This window comes from Thalassospira sp. CH_XMU1420-2 (assembly GCF_037029325.1).
Classification (GTDB): Bacteria; Pseudomonadota; Alphaproteobacteria; order Rhodospirillales; family Thalassospiraceae; genus Thalassospira; species Thalassospira povalilytica.
The window spans coordinates 73,606-89,832 of sequence record NZ_JAYMEG010000007.1 but is presented as its reverse complement, the minus strand read 5'-3'; the positions used below and the strand labels follow the sequence as shown (position 1 = coordinate 89,832).

The 16,227-nt window shown below is 56.6% G+C and carries 19 protein-coding genes and 1 tRNA gene; 13 read left to right on the top strand and 7 right to left on the bottom strand.

The window, feature by feature from the left end; translation table 11 throughout:
- The first annotated feature begins 199 nt into the window (after nucleotides 1-199).
- The 3 genes from WA429_RS18725 (at nucleotide 200) to msrB (ending at nucleotide 1,814) form a co-directional block, all read left to right on the top strand.
- A complete protein-coding gene (locus WA429_RS18725; protein WP_068518656.1) occupies nucleotides 200-754 on the top strand; it encodes an AAA family ATPase in 555 nt (184 codons plus the stop codon).
- A 10-nt stretch (nucleotides 755-764) separates the two neighbouring features.
- Complete coding sequence (locus WA429_RS18720) at nucleotides 765-1,250, top strand: thermonuclease family protein (protein ID WP_287466664.1); 486 nt, start codon at nucleotides 765-767, stop codon at nucleotides 1,248-1,250.
- Between the two features lie 123 nt (nucleotides 1,251-1,373).
- A complete protein-coding gene (gene msrB / locus WA429_RS18715) occupies nucleotides 1,374-1,814 on the top strand; it encodes a peptide-methionine (R)-S-oxide reductase MsrB (RefSeq protein WP_287466663.1) in 441 nt (146 codons plus the stop codon).
- Nucleotides 1,815-1,876: 62 nt separating this feature from the next.
- On the opposite strand, the gene WA429_RS18710 is transcribed toward msrB, so the two are convergent.
- The 6 genes from WA429_RS18710 to WA429_RS18685 are packed head-to-tail and all read right to left on the bottom strand — an operon-like array spanning nucleotide 1,877 to nucleotide 7,883.
- Nucleotides 1,877-2,371 (bottom strand): phosphatase domain-containing protein, encoded by a 495-nt coding sequence (locus WA429_RS18710; protein ID WP_287466676.1) that lies wholly within the window; start codon nucleotides 2,369-2,371, stop codon nucleotides 1,877-1,879.
- A 2-nt stretch (nucleotides 2,372-2,373) separates the two neighbouring features.
- Nucleotides 2,374-2,964, bottom strand: a complete 591-nt coding sequence (locus WA429_RS18705; RefSeq protein ID WP_287466662.1) for a histidine phosphatase family protein — start codon at nucleotides 2,962-2,964, stop codon at nucleotides 2,374-2,376.
- Between the two features lie 44 nt (nucleotides 2,965-3,008).
- The gene (locus WA429_RS18700; RefSeq protein ID WP_287466661.1) at nucleotides 3,009-4,097 is read right to left on the bottom strand and encodes an MBL fold metallo-hydrolase; all 1,089 of its coding nucleotides are present in this window, start codon (nucleotides 4,095-4,097) and stop codon (nucleotides 3,009-3,011) included.
- Entirely contained in the window at nucleotides 4,097-5,182 is a 1,086-nt protein-coding gene (locus WA429_RS18695; RefSeq protein WP_206928410.1) for an ABC transporter ATP-binding protein, read from the bottom strand. The genes WA429_RS18700 and WA429_RS18695 overlap by 1 nt, the downstream gene beginning before the upstream one ends.
- The gene (locus tag WA429_RS18690) at nucleotides 5,170-6,864 is read right to left on the bottom strand and encodes an ABC transporter permease (RefSeq protein WP_287466660.1); all 1,695 of its coding nucleotides are present in this window, start codon (nucleotides 6,862-6,864) and stop codon (nucleotides 5,170-5,172) included. The genes WA429_RS18695 and WA429_RS18690 overlap by 13 nt, the downstream gene beginning before the upstream one ends.
- 41 nt (nucleotides 6,865-6,905) lie before the next feature.
- Entirely contained in the window at nucleotides 6,906-7,883 is a 978-nt protein-coding gene (locus WA429_RS18685; protein WP_287466659.1) for an ABC transporter substrate-binding protein, read from the bottom strand.
- A 199-nt stretch (nucleotides 7,884-8,082) separates the two neighbouring features.
- On the opposite strand from WA429_RS18685, the gene WA429_RS18680 reads away from it, so the two are divergent.
- Complete coding sequence (locus WA429_RS18680; protein WP_287466658.1) at nucleotides 8,083-8,865, top strand: DeoR/GlpR family DNA-binding transcription regulator; 783 nt, start codon at nucleotides 8,083-8,085, stop codon at nucleotides 8,863-8,865.
- 4 nt (nucleotides 8,866-8,869) lie between these two features.
- On the opposite strand, the gene WA429_RS18675 is transcribed toward WA429_RS18680, so the two are convergent.
- On the bottom strand, nucleotides 8,870-9,646 hold the full coding sequence (locus tag WA429_RS18675) for a class II glutamine amidotransferase (protein ID WP_287466657.1): 777 nt from the start codon (nucleotides 9,644-9,646) through the stop codon (nucleotides 8,870-8,872).
- Between the two features lie 196 nt (nucleotides 9,647-9,842).
- Between WA429_RS18675 and WA429_RS18670 the strand changes: the two genes are divergently transcribed.
- From WA429_RS18670 to WA429_RS18630, 9 genes are all read left to right on the top strand, one after another.
- Nucleotides 9,843-9,918 (top strand) — tRNA-Thr (locus tag WA429_RS18670).
- A 285-nt stretch (nucleotides 9,919-10,203) separates the two neighbouring features.
- Nucleotides 10,204-11,814: a hypothetical protein gene (locus WA429_RS18665; RefSeq protein WP_287466656.1), complete on the top strand. Its 1,611-nt coding sequence runs from the start codon at nucleotides 10,204-10,206 to the stop codon at nucleotides 11,812-11,814.
- Complete coding sequence (locus WA429_RS18660) at nucleotides 11,814-12,299, top strand: hypothetical protein (protein WP_068518665.1); 486 nt, start codon at nucleotides 11,814-11,816, stop codon at nucleotides 12,297-12,299. Before WA429_RS18665 ends, WA429_RS18660 begins: the two co-directional genes overlap by 1 nt.
- A gap of 289 nt (nucleotides 12,300-12,588) precedes the next feature.
- Nucleotides 12,589-13,932 carry an RNA polymerase sigma factor gene (locus WA429_RS18655; RefSeq protein WP_287466655.1) on the top strand — a complete coding sequence of 448 codons (1,344 nt, stop codon included), beginning with the start codon at nucleotides 12,589-12,591 and terminating at the stop codon, nucleotides 13,930-13,932.
- 241 nt (nucleotides 13,933-14,173) lie between these two features.
- Nucleotides 14,174-14,497: a RebB family R body protein gene (locus WA429_RS18650; RefSeq protein WP_068518667.1), complete on the top strand. Its 324-nt coding sequence runs from the start codon at nucleotides 14,174-14,176 to the stop codon at nucleotides 14,495-14,497.
- 236 nt (nucleotides 14,498-14,733) lie between these two features.
- The gene (locus WA429_RS18645) at nucleotides 14,734-15,069 is read left to right on the top strand and encodes a RebB family R body protein (RefSeq protein WP_068518668.1); all 336 of its coding nucleotides are present in this window, start codon (nucleotides 14,734-14,736) and stop codon (nucleotides 15,067-15,069) included.
- 125 nt (nucleotides 15,070-15,194) lie between these two features.
- Nucleotides 15,195-15,494, top strand: a complete 300-nt coding sequence (locus WA429_RS18640; protein WP_287466654.1) for a RebB family R body protein — start codon at nucleotides 15,195-15,197, stop codon at nucleotides 15,492-15,494.
- A gap of 11 nt (nucleotides 15,495-15,505) precedes the next feature.
- Complete coding sequence (locus WA429_RS18635) at nucleotides 15,506-15,799, top strand: RebB family R body protein (protein ID WP_068518670.1); 294 nt, start codon at nucleotides 15,506-15,508, stop codon at nucleotides 15,797-15,799.
- 193 nt (nucleotides 15,800-15,992) lie between these two features.
- Nucleotides 15,993-16,217: a RebB family R body protein gene (locus WA429_RS18630; RefSeq protein WP_068518671.1), complete on the top strand. Its 225-nt coding sequence runs from the start codon at nucleotides 15,993-15,995 to the stop codon at nucleotides 16,215-16,217.
- Nucleotides 16,218-16,227: the final 10 nt, after the last annotated feature.

Below are 16,227 nucleotides of genomic sequence, written 5' to 3'. Positions count from 1 at the left end.
TGCCCGCAGACCCGTCATTGTTTCCCCACCCCTAATTCATTGAAAGATCGACGCTTTTCCTTTGGCGTTGACAAGCATCCCCAACGCCTTCAAAAGCGCATTCCGCACGGCTCCTGTGCGGATCAAAAACCAACAACAATATTGCCATCACCTCGCCGCAAAGCATGACCAAAAGGCCTGCTCGCGGAGACAAACAAGAATGCAAACGCCTATAACGTCCAACCTTGTTGTCATTACCGGCGGCCCCGGTTCTGGCAAGTCCACCCTGATCGAATATCTTCATGCACAGGGCTATGATATCTGCCCTGATGTGGCGCGCCCGCTGATTGCCGAACAGCGCGAACGCGGCGGCAATGCCGTGCCCGGCGAAGATGATGATGCCTTTGCCGGATTGATGACCCGGCGGGCCATTCGCGCCTGGCAGAACGGCATGGAATGCCACCCGCGCACCGTTTTCTGTGACGGCGCACTTCCCGATATTCTGGCCCATCGTCGGCTGGCAAAACTGCCCGATGATGCCGCCCTGATGCGGACGATCAAGATGTATCGCTATCGGCGCTGCGTCTTTGTCCTGCCGCCATGGTCGGAAATTTATCATACCGATGAAATCCGGACACAGGACTTCGCCAGAAGCGTCAAAACATATGTCCGCCTGTGCCAGGCCTATATCGAATGCGGTCATGAACTGATCGAAATTCGCAAAGGCCCGGTTCAACAGCGCGCCGCCCAAATTCTGTCCCGACTGAAACTCTAAGCGATATCTGATGACCAAATCCCGCCTTTGCCCTGCCCTGACCATCAACCACATCCCTGCTATCATCGGCATGACCGCAATGATCGCAACCACCCTGCTCGCCCCAATGGCACAGGCTGCATGCTATGACTGGCCTTTGCGGGAATATCGCGGTGAATTTGCCTATGACGGTGACACCATCTATGTCGCCATTCCGGGTCTTCCGGGCGAAATTGCCAATATGTCGGTGCGCGTGCGCGGGGTTGATACGCCCGAAATTCGCGGCAAATGCGAAAGTGAAAAACAATTGGCCCAGCAGGCCCGCGATTATGCGCGCAAGCGCCTGAAAACCGCCAAGGCCGTTGAATTCTGCGAACCGGAATGGGGACGCTATGGCGGGCGCGTGGTGGCATCGGTCCGCATTGATGGCAGCCCGCTTGATCTTGAACTGATCGATAACGGACTTGCCCGCCCCTATGACGGCAAAACCAAACGCCAGCCATGGTGTCAGAGTTAAGTTCAATTTGGCCTGTCAGACCGTCACATTGGTGTGAAGCCACTGGACAATCGCGATAATCCGACCATCTTTGGGGACAAGAAATCAAACTTCCCGACGACCAAAGATGTGAAGTGACCGAATATGAGCAAATATCACAAAGACTCGGATGCGATTGCCGATCTGTCCCCGGAACAATATCACGTGACACAGGAAAACGGCACCGAACCGCCGTTTCGCAATGATTTCTGGGATCACAAGGAAGACGGGCTTTATGTCGATATCGTATCGGGCGAACCGCTTTTCACATCGCGCGACAAGTTTGATAGCGGCTGTGGCTGGCCCAGTTTTGTGAAACCGGTCGAAAGCGACCATATCGTCGCGCGCGAAGACAACACCCACGGCATGCGCCGCATCGAAGTCCGGTCAAAACATGGCGACAGCCATCTTGGTCATGTCTTCCCCGATGGGCCACGTGATCGTGGTGGATTGCGATATTGTATCAATTCGGCGTCGCTTCGCTTTATCGCGATCGACGATCTTGAGGCCGAAGGATATGGCGATTACCGCCATCTGTTCGAATAATCATACAAAAAGACCGGCGCAAAGCCGGTCTTTTTTATTGGTATGACAAATAGTCCGCCCGGTTAGAAATCACCCGGCGCACATTGCAGGCATGTCAGGCCCATATCGCGCCATTTATCAACAACGCGCCTGCGATCATCAACCACCAGCCACGGATTGAACCCATCGGCAATGATTTGGGCCAGAAGGTCTTCCTTGACCTCCTCATCGGTGCGGTGATCGGCATCGATGGGGCGCAGATACATGCCGTCAAACGGGATATTATGGGCACGAAGCCAGGCTTCGGACCGGTGTTGCCAGCCCGCCGGGCGGCCAGAACAGATCACGATCGCATGCCCGGAAGCATGAAGAATACGCAACAGCCGTTCGATATTTTCAATCGGTTTGGCATGGTCCATCGCATCAAAAAACGCATCCCACTGTTTTTCCACACCATGAACCAGATGCCCCAATTCATCGGCATCGAAATGCGCCAGTGTTCCATCCATGTCAAACACCACCGCATCGCGCAAATCGGCTGAATTCGGGCGGGTTTGGTGCGCATCGGCCTGTGCCATATTCACGCGGAGATCTCCTTGATCAGGGTTTCGGTCAGATTTTCATATTCCCATCCGGACTTGACCGGACGGAACAGGATCGGGGTGGCATTGGGCACACGCGGCCCGTCGGCCTCAAACCCGGTCATGTAAAGAATGCAGCGCGCCACCCCGGAATGGGCAACAATCACCGTTAGGTCATCGCTGACTTCTGCCAGTGCCTGTTGCATGGCAAATGAAACGCGCTGACACATGGCATCAAATCCTTCGCCATTGGGCGGGGTGTCAAAGCGCGGGCACAGCTCGGCAATCGGACGACCTTCAAGATCGCCCCAATGACGTTCGCGCAAACCGTCAAGCACCCTGGCCTCGTAATCAGGCAGAACAAGGTTGGCGGTTGTGCGTGCGCGGTCTTGCGGGCTGACATAAACCGCGCGCCAGCTTGCCTGTGCCATCAATGGTGCAATGGCAAGAGCCTGTTCGCGGCCGGTGTCATTGAGCGGCGGTTCATTCGATCCGGCAATGATCCCTGCGCGGTTGGCATCGGTTTCTCCGTGCCGGATGAACACAAACGGCAATTTCGGAAAATCGAACTTTTCAGCAGCATAAATCATGATCAGGCATCACCCGTTTGAACGTCGAAATGGATCGCAACCCATTACAAATAGAACCGATCAGCAAGCTGTAGCCGCCCGTCGAACCCGTCGACAAGACCAAAATCCTCGGGACAGCTGGTAAAAAGCGGCACGACCTGCATGGCGTGGCACTGATTGGCAAGCTCGATCACGTGCCCCGCCAATGGATGCACGTTCCAGCGCCGGAAATGCGCATGGCCTTTTTCAACCATCTTGCGGGCCTCAATCGGCATGAACCCGGTAAAGATCACATGCGCACTTGATCCCAGCCGTCCGGCATCACGCCATTTGTCAATCAGTTCACGCGCCTTGCCAAATGTCGCGCACGGCGCGTGACATAACAGCAATCTGGCATCCGGATTGAAATGCTTTGTCTTGTCCTTAAGCGCGCGCAAACGGCGGATCGCATCGCCATTCACATAATCCGAACCATGGGTATCAAGCACCTGCTTGACCTGCCCGTAACACCGATCATCCATCGACCAGTCGGTCAGACCGTGGTTTTCAAACAGCAAGGCCATTTCGGCGGCCCGGCCGCTGGGCGGCACGGGAAACAGGATCTGCCCGTCAAGCTTGGTCATGGTGGTCAGAAGACTGTCGATACGGACCTGCTGGCTGAGTTGTTCCATGCCATAGGATGCATCAAGCATCACCGTCGCCGCATCGGGCGGCGTGTCATACAGGAAATAATCGGACTCATGGCAGAAATCACCGGAATACAGCACCCCGCCACCCAGTTCGAAATGCAGCCACACCCCGCCAAATGAATGGCCGGTGCGCCCGGTGGTGACGGTAACCCCATCAACCTGGATTTCCCCGCATGGCGGCAATGGAATGACTTTCGCGCCCTTTGGCAAGGAACGCGCAGTGACTTCGGTGCAATAGATCGGAAGACCCGCCGCCACAATTTCCTCGGCCGCACCGATATGATCGATATGGTCATGGGTAATGAAAACGGCGTTAACTTTATTAAGCCAGGCCGGGTCAAATCCCTGATCACTTTCGGGACCAACCCCGCAATCAAGCATCCAGCGCCGGTTAAAGAATTCCAGTCGCAAACAAGCCGGGCCCTTTTCACCAAGACCCGAAAGAACACGCATCCGGGCTGACATCAGGCGACCTCACCGGCAAGGCGGTCAAAGACCCAGCCATCGGCAACCTTGAGCCCGACCGGCTCCCCGACCCGTGCCCGACGATTGGCATAGACCGGCAGGGTATGCTCATCATCGATGCGCACCGAAAGCCGGAACCGCCCGCCCAGATAAACGCAATCCTCGACCTTGCCGCGCAAGGGGGCCTCATCTTCGACCCAGACATCTTCGGGACGCAGGCAAAGGCCCGCCTGCCCATTGATATGCCCGCTACTGGCCAGTTTCGGGCATACGCGTGCGGCAATGCGGGTATCGCCAAGCTTCACCGAACATGTGCCACCATTTTCGACCTCAACCCCGGTGATCGGCAAAACCGACCCCGCCCCGACGAAGCCCGCGACCATGCGATCGGCCGGTTCGCGATACAGGGTTTCGGGGGCCGCCATCTGGCGAATATGGCCCTTGTCCATCACCGCGATCCGGTCGGCCATTGCCATGGCTTCGGCCTGATCATGGGTGACGTAAATCATCGTTGCCCCGGTACGGCGATGGAAATCAAGAAACGCCTGCTGCATGGTTTCGCGCAAATGAACATCAAGGTTCGCCAGCGGCTCATCAAGCAACACCGCACGCGGTTCCATCACCAGACAACGTGCCAGTGCCACACGTTGGCGCTGACCGCCGGAAAGTTCGGCGGGGCTGCGATCCGCAAACGGGCCAAGGGCCACGATATCAAGTGCCTCAGAGATGCGGCGATCGCGATCTGCGCGGTTCATGCCACGCACTTCAAGCGGATATCCGACATTGCGCGCAACCGACATATGCGGCCACAGGGCATAGGATTGAAACACGATACCAAGATTGCGGTCCTCGGGACTGACCATCACGCCCTTGGCCGGATCGGCAACCACCTGCCCGCCGATTGATATTTGCCCCTCGCCCGGTTCTTCAAATCCGGCCAGCAGTCTAAGCAGCGTGGTCTTGCCGCAGCCCGACGGTCCCAGCAGGGCAACAAATTCCCCATCCGAAATATCAAGCGATACCTGATTAAGCGCACGGTAATCGCCAAAGCATTTGGTAATGCGCGAAAGATTTATGTCTGCCATGGCACAACTCCCTTGGGCAAACGACGCGATGCAAGCTGAAAACAGCTCATCAACGCGATCACAACCAGCACGACCAGTACCGCCACGGCGGATGCCAGAACGGTGTCGCCACTGTCATCAAGATTGAAAATCAAAACACCCAGCGTCTCGTTGCCCGCCGACCACAAAAGGGCCGAAACAGTCAGCTCGTTAAACGCGGTCAGGAAAACCAGCAAAGCCCCGGCTGCTGCGCTTGGTGCTGCCAAGGGCAACAACACATCGCGCAAGCGACGGCCAAGTCCGGCACCGCAGGCTTGCGCTGCTTCTTCAAGGGCCGGGTCAAGCTGGGTGAAACTGTTCATCACCGGGCGCAACGCAATCACAAGAAAGCGCGCCAGATAAGCGATGAAAATAATGCCAAGCGTGCCATACAGGCTGATTTCGATCACCGGGATCTTGATGAACAGCAGGATGCAAGCAATCGCCAGAACCACACCGGGCAACGCATAGGGCACTTCGATCAGAAGATTGATCAGCTTGGTCAGTTTCGACGGTTTGCGCACCATCACATAGGCCAGCGGCAAGCACACCAGAACAAGCATCACCGCCGCACCCACCGACAACAGGAAACTGTTATGGAATGCGCGGATGGTTGATGGCTGCACAAACAGCACCTGGTTAAAGGCATCAAAGCTGAAATTGGTGAAATCAAGCTTCACGCCAAAGGCCGGCACCAGTGAGGTTGCAATCAACGCCATCAACGGCACGACAAGAATGGCAATCAGAACCGCCCACAGGATGGTTTCAACCAACGAACGGCGCGCCCCCAGACGGATATCAAGCGGACGTCCGACCATCCCCATCAAACGGTAATCGCGGTTGGCAAGCAGCCGGTGGTGAATGGCCACACCGCAAATGGCAATCGCGCCAATCAGCATGGCAAGAACCGATACCTCGCCCAGAACCGACGGGCCGAACCCGGCCAGTTTCTGATAGATCAGGGTCGGCAATGTCGGATAATTGGCCGGAATGCCCAGCATCGCCGGAATGCCAAAATTGCCAAGTGCGGTGACAAAGGCCATCGCCGTTCCGGCAATCAGCCCGGGGCTGGTCAATGGCAGGATGATCTGCCACCACAAACGCCCGCCGCGCGCACCGGCAAGCCGGGCGGCTTCGATCTGTTCACGCGGGATCATGCGCAGATTGGCGCGAAGGGTCAGAAACACGATCGATGCGTGCTGGATACCCAGCAAAAGCGCGATCCCCTCGGCGGAATAAAGCGGCTGTGGCGATCCCATGGGGGGTGCCATGCCAAAGGCGTTTAAAAGCGCACTGCTCGGCCCGGTCAGTTGCACCCAGCTAAGGGCGGTGATCTGTGGCGGGATCATCATCGGGATCATGAAACAAAAGACCAGTGCGGCCTTCGCGCGCACATCGGTCAGCGCGACCAGAAAGGCAAATGCCCCCCCGATCAAAAGCGAAATGATCGTTCCAAGCCCTGCGGTATAAAGGCTATTGGCGGTTGCCTGCCATGTTGCGCCCGATCCCAGAACATCGCGGAAATAATCAAGCGACGGCACGCCACCGACAAACACGCCTTCAAACGCCAGGCGGACAATCGGCAGAATGGAAATCACGAATACCGGCAACAGCAACCAGTAAAGCAACCGGTCCGAAGACCGGTTGCCTGTGGATCTGGTCATGATGCCAGGCAGAGCGCCGCGAAGGCGACCTGTTGCCTGCATTACTCAGCCCCGAAGATATCAGCGAATTTCTTTTTATTCGCTTCGGCCTGTTCAAGGGCGATGGCCGGGTTGAAGTCCATCAGTTTGATGTCCTTACGCGCCGGGAAACCTTCCGGCAGGGCCATGTCGTTACGGGCCGGGATATAACCCATATCAAGAACAAGTTTCTGACCGGCATCGGACAGAACGAAATCAACGAACTTGTGCGCGGCATCAACGTTTTTGGCGTCTTTCATGATCGCGACCGGCTCAGTCACATAGGTGACACCTTCTTTCGGGAAGACGAAATCAACCGGCGACCCTTTGGCTTTGCCACGGATGGCAAGGAAATCAACAACCACGCCGTACGGTTTTTCACCTGATGCAACCGCCTTGAAGACGCCACCGTTACCGCCCTGTGCGCGGGCTTCGTTGGCGGCCAGTGCCTGATAGTAATCCCAGCCCAGATCCTTGTTCTCGGTCAGGGTCGAAAGATGGATCAGGGCCGCACCGGAATAAAGCGGGCTTGGCATGACGATCTGGTTTTTCGCCGATGCATCCGAAAGATCCTTCCACGAGCTCGGTGCCTTGGCTGCGGTATTGTAAACGATACCGGTGGTGATCAGCTTGGTGGAATAGTAATAACCTTCGGCATCATAAAGCGCGTCTTCATAGGATTTGGCTTCGGCCGATTTATATGCCTGAAGCAGACCTTCCTGTTTCATGCCTTCCAGCGTTACCGTATCGGCAATCAGAAGAACGTCCGGGCGCGGGTCGCCAGCAGCGATCTCGGCGCGCAGTTTCGCCATCAGTTTGGTGGTGCCGTCACGGACCCACTCAACTTCGATATCCGGGTTGGCAGCCATAAAGGCATCAACAGTGGTCTGGGCATCCTGGTTGGGCTGGCTGGTATAGACAACAAGCTTTTCAGCAGCCTGGCCAACAACCGGCAGCATCATCGCCGCAGTCGCGACAGCAGCAAGAAGAACGTTACGCATGATCGGCATCCCTTGATCGAAAATAAGGTTTCGTTCGAAAACATTTCGATCCGGAAGCTATATGGATTTCGATAACAGTTGTGTGACAACACCAAGAATTAAATGTTTCAACAGGCAAACCGGGCTTTCCAGTTACAATCAGGCCTGTCTATACTCCGCACACAAACGAAACCATGACTTTCGAACGAAAGAATAAGCCGTGTCTGAAACGCCCGATCCCGTCCCGCTTGACCGCCGCCGTGACCGCATTGTCGCCCTTGTGAAATCCTGTGGTTTTATGGCGGTCGAAGAATTGGCGCGCCGCTTTAATGTGTCTGTCCAGACCATCCGCACCGATCTGCGCGATCTTCAGGAACAGGGACGTGTGTTTCGCCGTCACGGATTGGCGGGCCCCGCCCCCGACCCGGATAATGCGGCCTATGAAAAACGCGAAGTCTGGAACAGGTCGGGCAAAATGGCGATTGCCGCCAAGGTCGCCGAACTGATCCCGGAGGGCTGTACGATTGCGATTGGCACCGGCACCACCGCCGAACTCGCCGCCCAGCATTTGTCATCGCATCGCAATTTGACCGTGCTGACCAATAACCTGCATGTGGTCATGACCCTGCAAAACGCCCCCAATGTCACGTTGCGGCTTGCCGGCGGCACGGTCCGCACCCGTGATCTTGATATTATCGGGGCGGATAGCGCGGATTTCTTTGGCGGGCTTCGCGCCGATTACGGAATTGTCAGTGTCGGCGGCATGACCGACGAAGGCGATCTGCTTGATTTCAACATGGATGAAGTCCGCGCAAGACGCGCACTTGTCGGCTGCTGCGATCACGCGATCCTGATGATCGACGAGAAAAAGGTTGGCCGCAAAGCCCTTTGCCGTGACGGCCACGCCAGCGATTTTCAGACGGTACTGCTAAACAGCGCTCCCGGCGATGCCCTGCAACGCGCGTTGGTCAAGGCCCGGTGTCAGATTGTGGTAGTTGCCTGAAAACCTAGCAACAACTCATCGTCGCATCTTCCGTCACAACCAGATCCCCCTCGACATGAAGGGTGTGGTTGGGGGCAACAGCCGTCCAGCTTTCGGTTTCTGTATCAAGCGGTTCGGACACAACAATCACTTGATCGTCGCGTTTGCGCCAGTAAAGGGATGGCGGTTTGTCGTCGCTGGCATGGCGGATGGCGCAGACACTTTTGCCGTTTGACAAGCAGGCGGTGAAACGGAACGGGGCGCTTGCGCCGCGTGCCTTCATTTCATTTTCGACGACTTCGATGGTGCGGCGGATCGCACGGTGCGGGTCTTGTTTCAGACCAAGCGTCAACATCAGGCAAAAGATCAGCTCGCTATCGGTGGATCCCTGACGACCTTCGTAAAACTCGTCCTCGATCATGCTTTCAAGGGATCGGCGCACCAGCGGGTAATCGCCGATCTGGCCGTTATGCATGAAAAGATAATTGCTGTGTGCGAAGGGATGGCAATTGGTGCGGCTGGTGTGTGTGCCGGTCGAGGCGCGGACATGGGCAAAGAACAAGCCCGAACGAATATGGTGTGCCAATGCGCGCAGGTTCGGGTCATTCCAGGCCGGAAGGATTTCGCGATAAAGGCCCGGTGTCGGACGTTCATCATACCAGCCAATGCCAAAACCATCGCCGTTGGTCGGCGTTTTGGCCTGTTCGGCATGAAGGCTTTGTTCAACCAGCGAATGGCGCGGCTCAAACACCAGCTTTTCAAGATAAACCGGATCACCAACGTAACTGAGCCAACGACACATAACCTGCCCCCAAAGCATGAATTCCAACAGCACGCATCTAAGCCGCATAATTACAGTACGGTCAATGTGATATTATCTATTGCCGGTTTGATTTTAAGGCATGGCTGCGCCCGAAAGGCTTGTTGGGAAAAAGAACAATAAAGCACTTGCCAAGGCCGGTGATTGTCCGTATTTTCCGCGCCACAAAATGAATCGTGCTGGTGTAGCTCAGCTGGTAGAGCGGCGCATTCGTAATGCGTAGGTCGTAGGTTCAAATCCTATCACCAGCACCATTTTGTAAAACCCAAGACCCGCCAAGGTACAGCTTGCTGCACTTTCGGCGGGTTTTGTGTTTTCCGGGCTGTGAAAAGCTTGCGACATTCGTGAATTTTCGCGGTCTTTTACAGACGGGATTTGCGCCTCAAAGCCCCGTATCGCCCCATTGTACAGAGGCAATATTTTCACATTCCCGCCCTTTGAACGTCTGAATGCACGGAACCGTTTAAATCCTTGTGGTCAATTCGGCCGCCATTTCGGCCGCAAAATCCACCACAAGGGCAACACTGGGGAATGCATGCATGACAGACAGTGACGCGCCCAAACCAGATCCGGCCAAATCCGCATCAAGCCCGTCTGATGGCAGCAGCAACCTGCACGAAGCAGGCCCCGCCACGGCAGAAAAAGGCTTAAAAGAGCCCACTGAGGCCTCTTTTGCGGCCCAGCCCGGCCCATTGAACGAGCCGCAGGCCGCACTCGATATCATGACCGCCCTTTGTCAGGAATTCGGCCTGATCGCCAGCCCCCCGGTCAACAGTCCCGGCGGATCATCGCGGCCAGCCAACCCGAAAAGTGGCCAAATCAGCGAACCCGGTGAAACCGCCTTTGAAATCATCCAGCGTTTTCTGTTCGACGGCCCGGGCACGCCCCGTTCAGGCGCGCCAAAACCGAATTTCAACAGCGCCATACCCGATCCGACCCACGTCATCGCCCAAGCCGCACAAAGCCCCCGGACGACCGGCAGAACAGGAAACAGCGAGGCCTCCGCAATGAGCAGCTCCTTCTTTGACAACACAACTTCTTCTGAAAGCACCTCGCAAGCGCAGTGGGGGGTCACCATCATCAATAAGGATGGGAGCAAAACCGATCTTCAGGGGGCCGTAATCGCCGATGACATGTTCAGAACCGCCATGCCCAGTCTGCACGGGAATGCCAGCAGCGATGCCGACACCCCGGACTGGACCATCACAATGGCACAGGGATACCCGATGTCATCGGGCCGCACGACCGCCCAGACCGCGATCGGTGCACGGTTGATTGCCGATGAAAGCCCCGAAAGCCTCAAAAGCTGGAAATTGCATGTCGGCCCGTCTGCCGATGCGCAATCCGAACTGTCGGTCTCGGTACCGACATCGGTGCCTTCACAATTGCGCGCGCTTTTGTTTGACAGCTCCGCACAGGATGACACCCTGCCACAAACATCTGAAGTCCCGGTCTATAGCGGCGGCCCCTATGCCCTGCATCTCGAACAGGCCGTCGGTTCAATTCCCGGTGATGCCGCCCCCAACCTTGCGCTGATCCGGTTGATCTTTGCCGACCGTGCGCCGATCCCGGTGCAGTTTGAATATACCGGAACCTTGCCAAGCCCGATTGTCGGGGGAAACATCCTGGCCGGGCCGAACTATACCATTCCGTTCTGGGTCCAGATCACCCCGCCCAGCGAAGGCGACAAGGGCGCAAGCCTTGTCACCCTTTTGCGTTATGACCAGGAAACAAGTTTCAATGTCACCGCACAGCTTCTGACCGATACGCGCAGCTGCACGCCGACCGCCATCCTGACATGCGCGGCACAAAGCGACAATGCCGCCTGCAAGGCTGCAAGCATGGTGTCTAACAGCAATGGACGCCTTGAAACCAGCCTGACCGGTGTTGCCACAAGCCCGACCGAGGATGATCTGGCGACGTATGGCTTTGTTCTGCCGTCAAGCACCGATGACACCGCACCGGCAAAACCGGCCTCCGCCAAAACCGGCGGGACCAAAGCCGGCGGCGCAAGCCCCGATGGATCTACCGATCAGGATGCCCCGGCATCCGGTGAGGATACCGGATCGGACGGTTCGGCATCGACCAAGGGGTCGTCGCGCACCACCAAAGGCAGCACCCCGAACAATTCCACCAAGGGAGGCACCTGATGTCTGGTCAGGCGCATAAGGATGTTACCACCGCCAGCGATCGCAAGGATGCTGTGCGCAAGGCATTCAATCAGGAATATCTGGCCACCCAGAAAGCCATGACCCAGGCCGCCGAGCGCGCCCGCGAGCAGGTCCTTGATCAGCGATACACGATTTCCAATCACGCCGAACAGGTCAAATCGGGCGTGACCGCCCCGCTGCCCCCGCGTCCGGGCAGTGGGCACCCAACAGGTTATCCAGCACAAGGTGCTCCGCAAATGACATCATCGGCAAACCACCATGGCGATCAGCAAATCATGTTCGATATCGCCACGGAAATTCGCAACATCATCACACGCGAAATCGATCTCAGGATGCAGTTGCTTTCCGACAAGGTCGAAACGGCACTTGCCAATGCTTTTCCCGCACAGGATTCAAACGAGCCGGCGCCACCGGCCGGGGACAAGGAAAGCCCCAGGAATTCACAGCCTGCAAAAACAGGTTGATCCGGCACAGGTCGGGAACCGCCATGGGCATCTGCCCATCGCATCCTGACCGAACCGGCACGCGTACGGATCAAAGCAAAGATCCCGAAAAACAACAGCACAGTCAGAAAAACTACGTGCACAACTACTCTCTTGGCCCGAATGAAGCAGGCTGTGAAGATACGCGCCGTGATACAACTTAAAATTGTGTAATAACTTTTATTCACAATCACTTAGAAATCACGTCATAATAAACGTCGCACAACTTAATCAGCCTATGGTTGCAATCTATCAACTGGAGGGGTCCATAGTGCAGAACGAAAAAAACAACCAACAGGAAGAGGCTGGCCTGACAGAGGCCGAGCTGCATTTCGTTCAAAGCCTTGATCAAACTCTTAGCCAGGCGATGGAAGATGGCGATAACGTCACTTCCATCTGGTCGCGATTGAAACCCGACCAGCGTGCCCGCATTGCCGAAGATTATCTTAGCAGGCTTGCGGTTACCGACGCGTTGCTTGGCACAACCAGCGAAGCCGGAATCCGAAATCCGGCCCCGCCCGACCGCAACCTTTCAGACAGTTCAGGCACCCCTTCCCTGGCACTGGATGCGGCGTCAATCATTCAGCACGCAGCCCACATTTCCTCTGATCTTGCGGCCCCGTCCGAACGGCCGGGGGAAAACCGGTCCGACCTTTCAAACGGCCAAACCCCGCCCCGACAATCGCACAATGCCCAGTCCGATGCGCCCCAACCAGCAGCATCCGCCCCGGCCACCAATCGATACACCCCGCCACCGGGCTATCCGGCGGACTTCAATCCGCTTGCCGGTTTCCCGGGGCTCGAACCATCCCGCAACGGCCCGCGCCCGGAAGATATTATCGCAGGCGCCCTGCCGGGTTTTGGCAACACTTCCGGCCTGTCCCCGATGGATGTCTTGCACGGCATTTTACCGACATCCCCGGAAAGCACGGATCTGCGCCAGCCGGTTCCGGGCATGCGCGATATGCCGCAAGCCCCGGACACCCCGACCTATCCCCCTGCCCAAGACATCCCGTCAGAAGATACCGGCAACGCCGCCTGGCCCAATCCGACCCGTGCGCATGAAACCGCACTTGATCCGCAAACAGGCCCCGCGGCACCAAATTTCTGGCCGCTGTGGATCGATCAGCAAGACAGTCTTTTGAAGCAATGTCTGAAACTGATGTCCGGCAATATGGATGACGCCCAGGACGCCCTGTCCGAGGCAATGGTCAAGGCATCGACAAAATTCGAAGATTCCATGGACGAAATCCGCAACCATCGCGCATGGCTGTCGCGTATTGTCCATAACGCCTGCATCGATCTGCATCGTCAGAACCGGCGCAAGGCGGAATATCGCGAAGAAACCCACGGCAGTGCCGATACCCCGGCATCCCCGATGACCGCCCCGGTCATTCCAAGCCCCGAAGAATCATTCCTTGCTGGCGAACAGCTTGACCAGCTTGAAACAGCCTTGATGGCAATGCAGGAAAAACTGCGCAAACCGCTTTTGATGCGGTGCGTCCAGGATCGCAGTTACGACGAAATTGCCGAGGCATTGGGACTAAGCAATTGCGCCGTGCGCAAACGTGTCCAGTTGGCGCGCGAACATCTCAGAGGGGCAGGCATCCAGTAATCGGCCTGCCCGTCCTGGCCCGGACTGCGCCAACAAGGCACAGCCGGGCATCCCCTGGCATCCCCCGGGCATCCCCCGACATCCCCGGGCATCATCGAATGCAAAAAACAACAGATAAAATGAAAAGACGCGTCACAACCCAATATGGCCAACGTCTTTAGACTGAATACGGGACGGCGAAACCCCGTCAGATCACAACAGCAAGCAGCACACAGCACAAGCACACGAAGGAGACTTTACAATGGCGATTCCGACCCCGGTCAATGGTCAGATCACTGATGCAGTCACCCAGGCTAACGTGAAAGTTCTGGGCGACGCCCCGGCAATGGCAATGGGCTCGATCTTCCAGTCCCTCGCACATTCCACCGGCATTCTTTATGAAAACGCCGTCAGCGCACAGCAGCAGATCGGCATCACCTCGCAGGCCGCCACCAACCAGGGCGTCATCCAGATCTATTCGGTCGATACGATGGCAGATTCGGTTGCGACCTCCAAGATTGCCAAAAGCGATGTTCCCGACAACATGCTTTCGCTTCTGACCGCGCTTCAGGCCGTCAAAAGCTGATATCTAATCCCTGTATCCCCAAGCAGGTCTTCATTAAATCGGGCGGTTGCAACCATTAGCGACCGCCCGATTTACGTTGGGGATCCAGACAGGCCCGGCCCGTCAAGTTTTTCTGCGCTTTGCGTCACAACACCCCGCGGCCCCCGTCAAAAGTCTGACCGCAAGACATGCGGAAAGGGCCGGTTGCGAGGGTCAATTTCCTTCCGGCACTTCTTTAGGCAACCAGGAGATACACAATGGCTGATAACACTCCGGTCAATGGCATGATTACCGACTCAGTCACCCAGGCCAACGTAAAGGTTCTGGGCGATGCGCCGGCAATGGCCATGGGCTCGCTTTACCAGTCGCTGGCGCATTCTCATGGCATTCTCTACGAGAACGCCGTCAGTACCCAGCAACAGGTCGGCATCTCTTCCCAGGCAGCCACCAATCAGGGCGTCATTCAGGTTTATTCTGTCGACACCATGGCTGGTGCGGTTGCAACTTCGAAACTGGCCGCAAGCGACGTGCCCGACAACATGCTGTCGCTTTTGACGGCACTCAAAGCAACGACCGGAACATCCGTGTCGTAATTCCATATTGGTTTCGCCGCCGACCCCGCCCGGCATGCGCAAGCTTGCCGGGCTTTTTCTGTCACAAAGGCGGCGTTCGCACGTCATACCGGTAAGTACAAATTACGCCAGCCAAGGAGACGGACATGCCAGCGACACCATCTGCGCAAGACGGCGACAATTCACAGCAGACCCAAACGGCTGCTGCGGATGAACAGCATCTCTGCGCTGTTTCTGATCAGATCACGGACTGTGTCGCGCTGACCAATGTTGCAACATTGGGGGCCGGGCCGGGTTATGCCGCCCTGCAATCGATGCTTGGTCAGACCCAGTCACAGAACATTTTGATGGCGAACATGGTTTCCGCCCAAAAGCAAAACGCAATGATCGGCATGACCACCATGACCCAAAGCGTGATGCAGATGATGAATCGTCGTAACCAGTAAGGATCACCGTGATGAGCACTCCCAACGAAGTCGACGAACAGATTACCGACAGCGTCACCCAGACCAATACCTCGGTCATTGCCAATGGTCCGGCAATGGGGGCAATGCAATCCTATCTATCGCAGGCCCAGGCACAGGGCATCCTGTTTGCCAATATGGTCAATGAACAGCAACAGCTTGCCGTTGCCAGCCTTGCAACCACGATGGAGTGCGCCAAGGCCACCCTGTCCGTACAGGATAGCAAACCAAATTTTTTTACACAGGCGCTTCAGGGCAAGGGCCCGAACCCCAACAACAAAAGCTGAGTGGGGAAAGCCCGCTGCCGCCGCCTGAGCAACAGGGCGTCGCGTCCAAGAAAAGCGCGTTCTGGGATGACGAAACCGACTGGGGCGATCTTGACCGGATGTTTCTTGGCAACGGCACCCAGGACGGGGAAGACGGTTCGGACGATACAAACGAACAGTCCCAGGAGTCCGGTGAATAAAAAGAGGACGTACCATGAGTGATATCGTCAATCCGCAAATCACCGATGCCATTACCCAGACCAACGTCAAGGTTCTGGGCGAAAGCCCGGCACAGGCGGTTTCCATTGCCCTGCAATCGCATTCGCATGCAACCGGTCTTGCGATGGAAAACGCCACCCTGACCCAGGGAAACATGCAACAGGTCGTCAATACCGCCACATCGAAACTGGTGGCGCTGATTACCGCCCAGGCCGGCTAACCGACATTTC

What these genes read in the sequence shown, in the direction of transcription:
- WA429_RS18725 (WP_068518656.1), top strand. Translation starts at nt 200, where the DNA reads ATGCAAACGCCTATAACGTCCAACCTTGTTGTCATTACCGGCGGCCCC.
- WA429_RS18720 (WP_287466664.1), top strand. Translation starts at nt 765, where the DNA reads ATGACCAAATCCCGCCTTTGCCCTGCCCTGACCATCAACCACATCCCT.
- msrB (WP_287466663.1), top strand. Translation starts at nt 1,374, where the DNA reads ATGAGCAAATATCACAAAGACTCGGATGCGATTGCCGATCTGTCCCCG.
- WA429_RS18710 (WP_287466676.1), bottom strand. Translation starts at nt 2,371, where the DNA reads ATGGCACAGGCCGATGCGCACCAAACCCGCCCGAATTCAGCCGATTTG.
- WA429_RS18705 (WP_287466662.1), bottom strand. Translation starts at nt 2,964, where the DNA reads ATGATTTATGCTGCTGAAAAGTTCGATTTTCCGAAATTGCCGTTTGTG.
- WA429_RS18700 (WP_287466661.1), bottom strand. Translation starts at nt 4,097, where the DNA reads ATGTCAGCCCGGATGCGTGTTCTTTCGGGTCTTGGTGAAAAGGGCCCG.
- WA429_RS18695 (WP_206928410.1), bottom strand. Translation starts at nt 5,182, where the DNA reads ATGGCAGACATAAATCTTTCGCGCATTACCAAATGCTTTGGCGATTAC.
- WA429_RS18690 (WP_287466660.1), bottom strand. Translation starts at nt 6,864, where the DNA reads ATGACCAGATCCACAGGCAACCGGTCTTCGGACCGGTTGCTTTACTGG.
- WA429_RS18685 (WP_287466659.1), bottom strand. Translation starts at nt 7,883, where the DNA reads ATGCGTAACGTTCTTCTTGCTGCTGTCGCGACTGCGGCGATGATGCTG.
- WA429_RS18675 (WP_287466657.1), bottom strand. Translation starts at nt 9,646, where the DNA reads ATGTGTCGTTGGCTCAGTTACGTTGGTGATCCGGTTTATCTTGAAAAG.
- WA429_RS18665 (WP_287466656.1), top strand. Translation starts at nt 10,204, where the DNA reads ATGACAGACAGTGACGCGCCCAAACCAGATCCGGCCAAATCCGCATCA.
- WA429_RS18660 (WP_068518665.1), top strand. Translation starts at nt 11,814, where the DNA reads ATGTCTGGTCAGGCGCATAAGGATGTTACCACCGCCAGCGATCGCAAG.
- WA429_RS18650 (WP_068518667.1), top strand. Translation starts at nt 14,174, where the DNA reads ATGGCGATTCCGACCCCGGTCAATGGTCAGATCACTGATGCAGTCACC.
- WA429_RS18645 (WP_068518668.1), top strand. Translation starts at nt 14,734, where the DNA reads ATGGCTGATAACACTCCGGTCAATGGCATGATTACCGACTCAGTCACC.
- WA429_RS18640 (WP_287466654.1), top strand. Translation starts at nt 15,195, where the DNA reads ATGCCAGCGACACCATCTGCGCAAGACGGCGACAATTCACAGCAGACC.
- WA429_RS18635 (WP_068518670.1), top strand. Translation starts at nt 15,506, where the DNA reads ATGAGCACTCCCAACGAAGTCGACGAACAGATTACCGACAGCGTCACC.
- WA429_RS18630 (WP_068518671.1), top strand. Translation starts at nt 15,993, where the DNA reads ATGAGTGATATCGTCAATCCGCAAATCACCGATGCCATTACCCAGACC.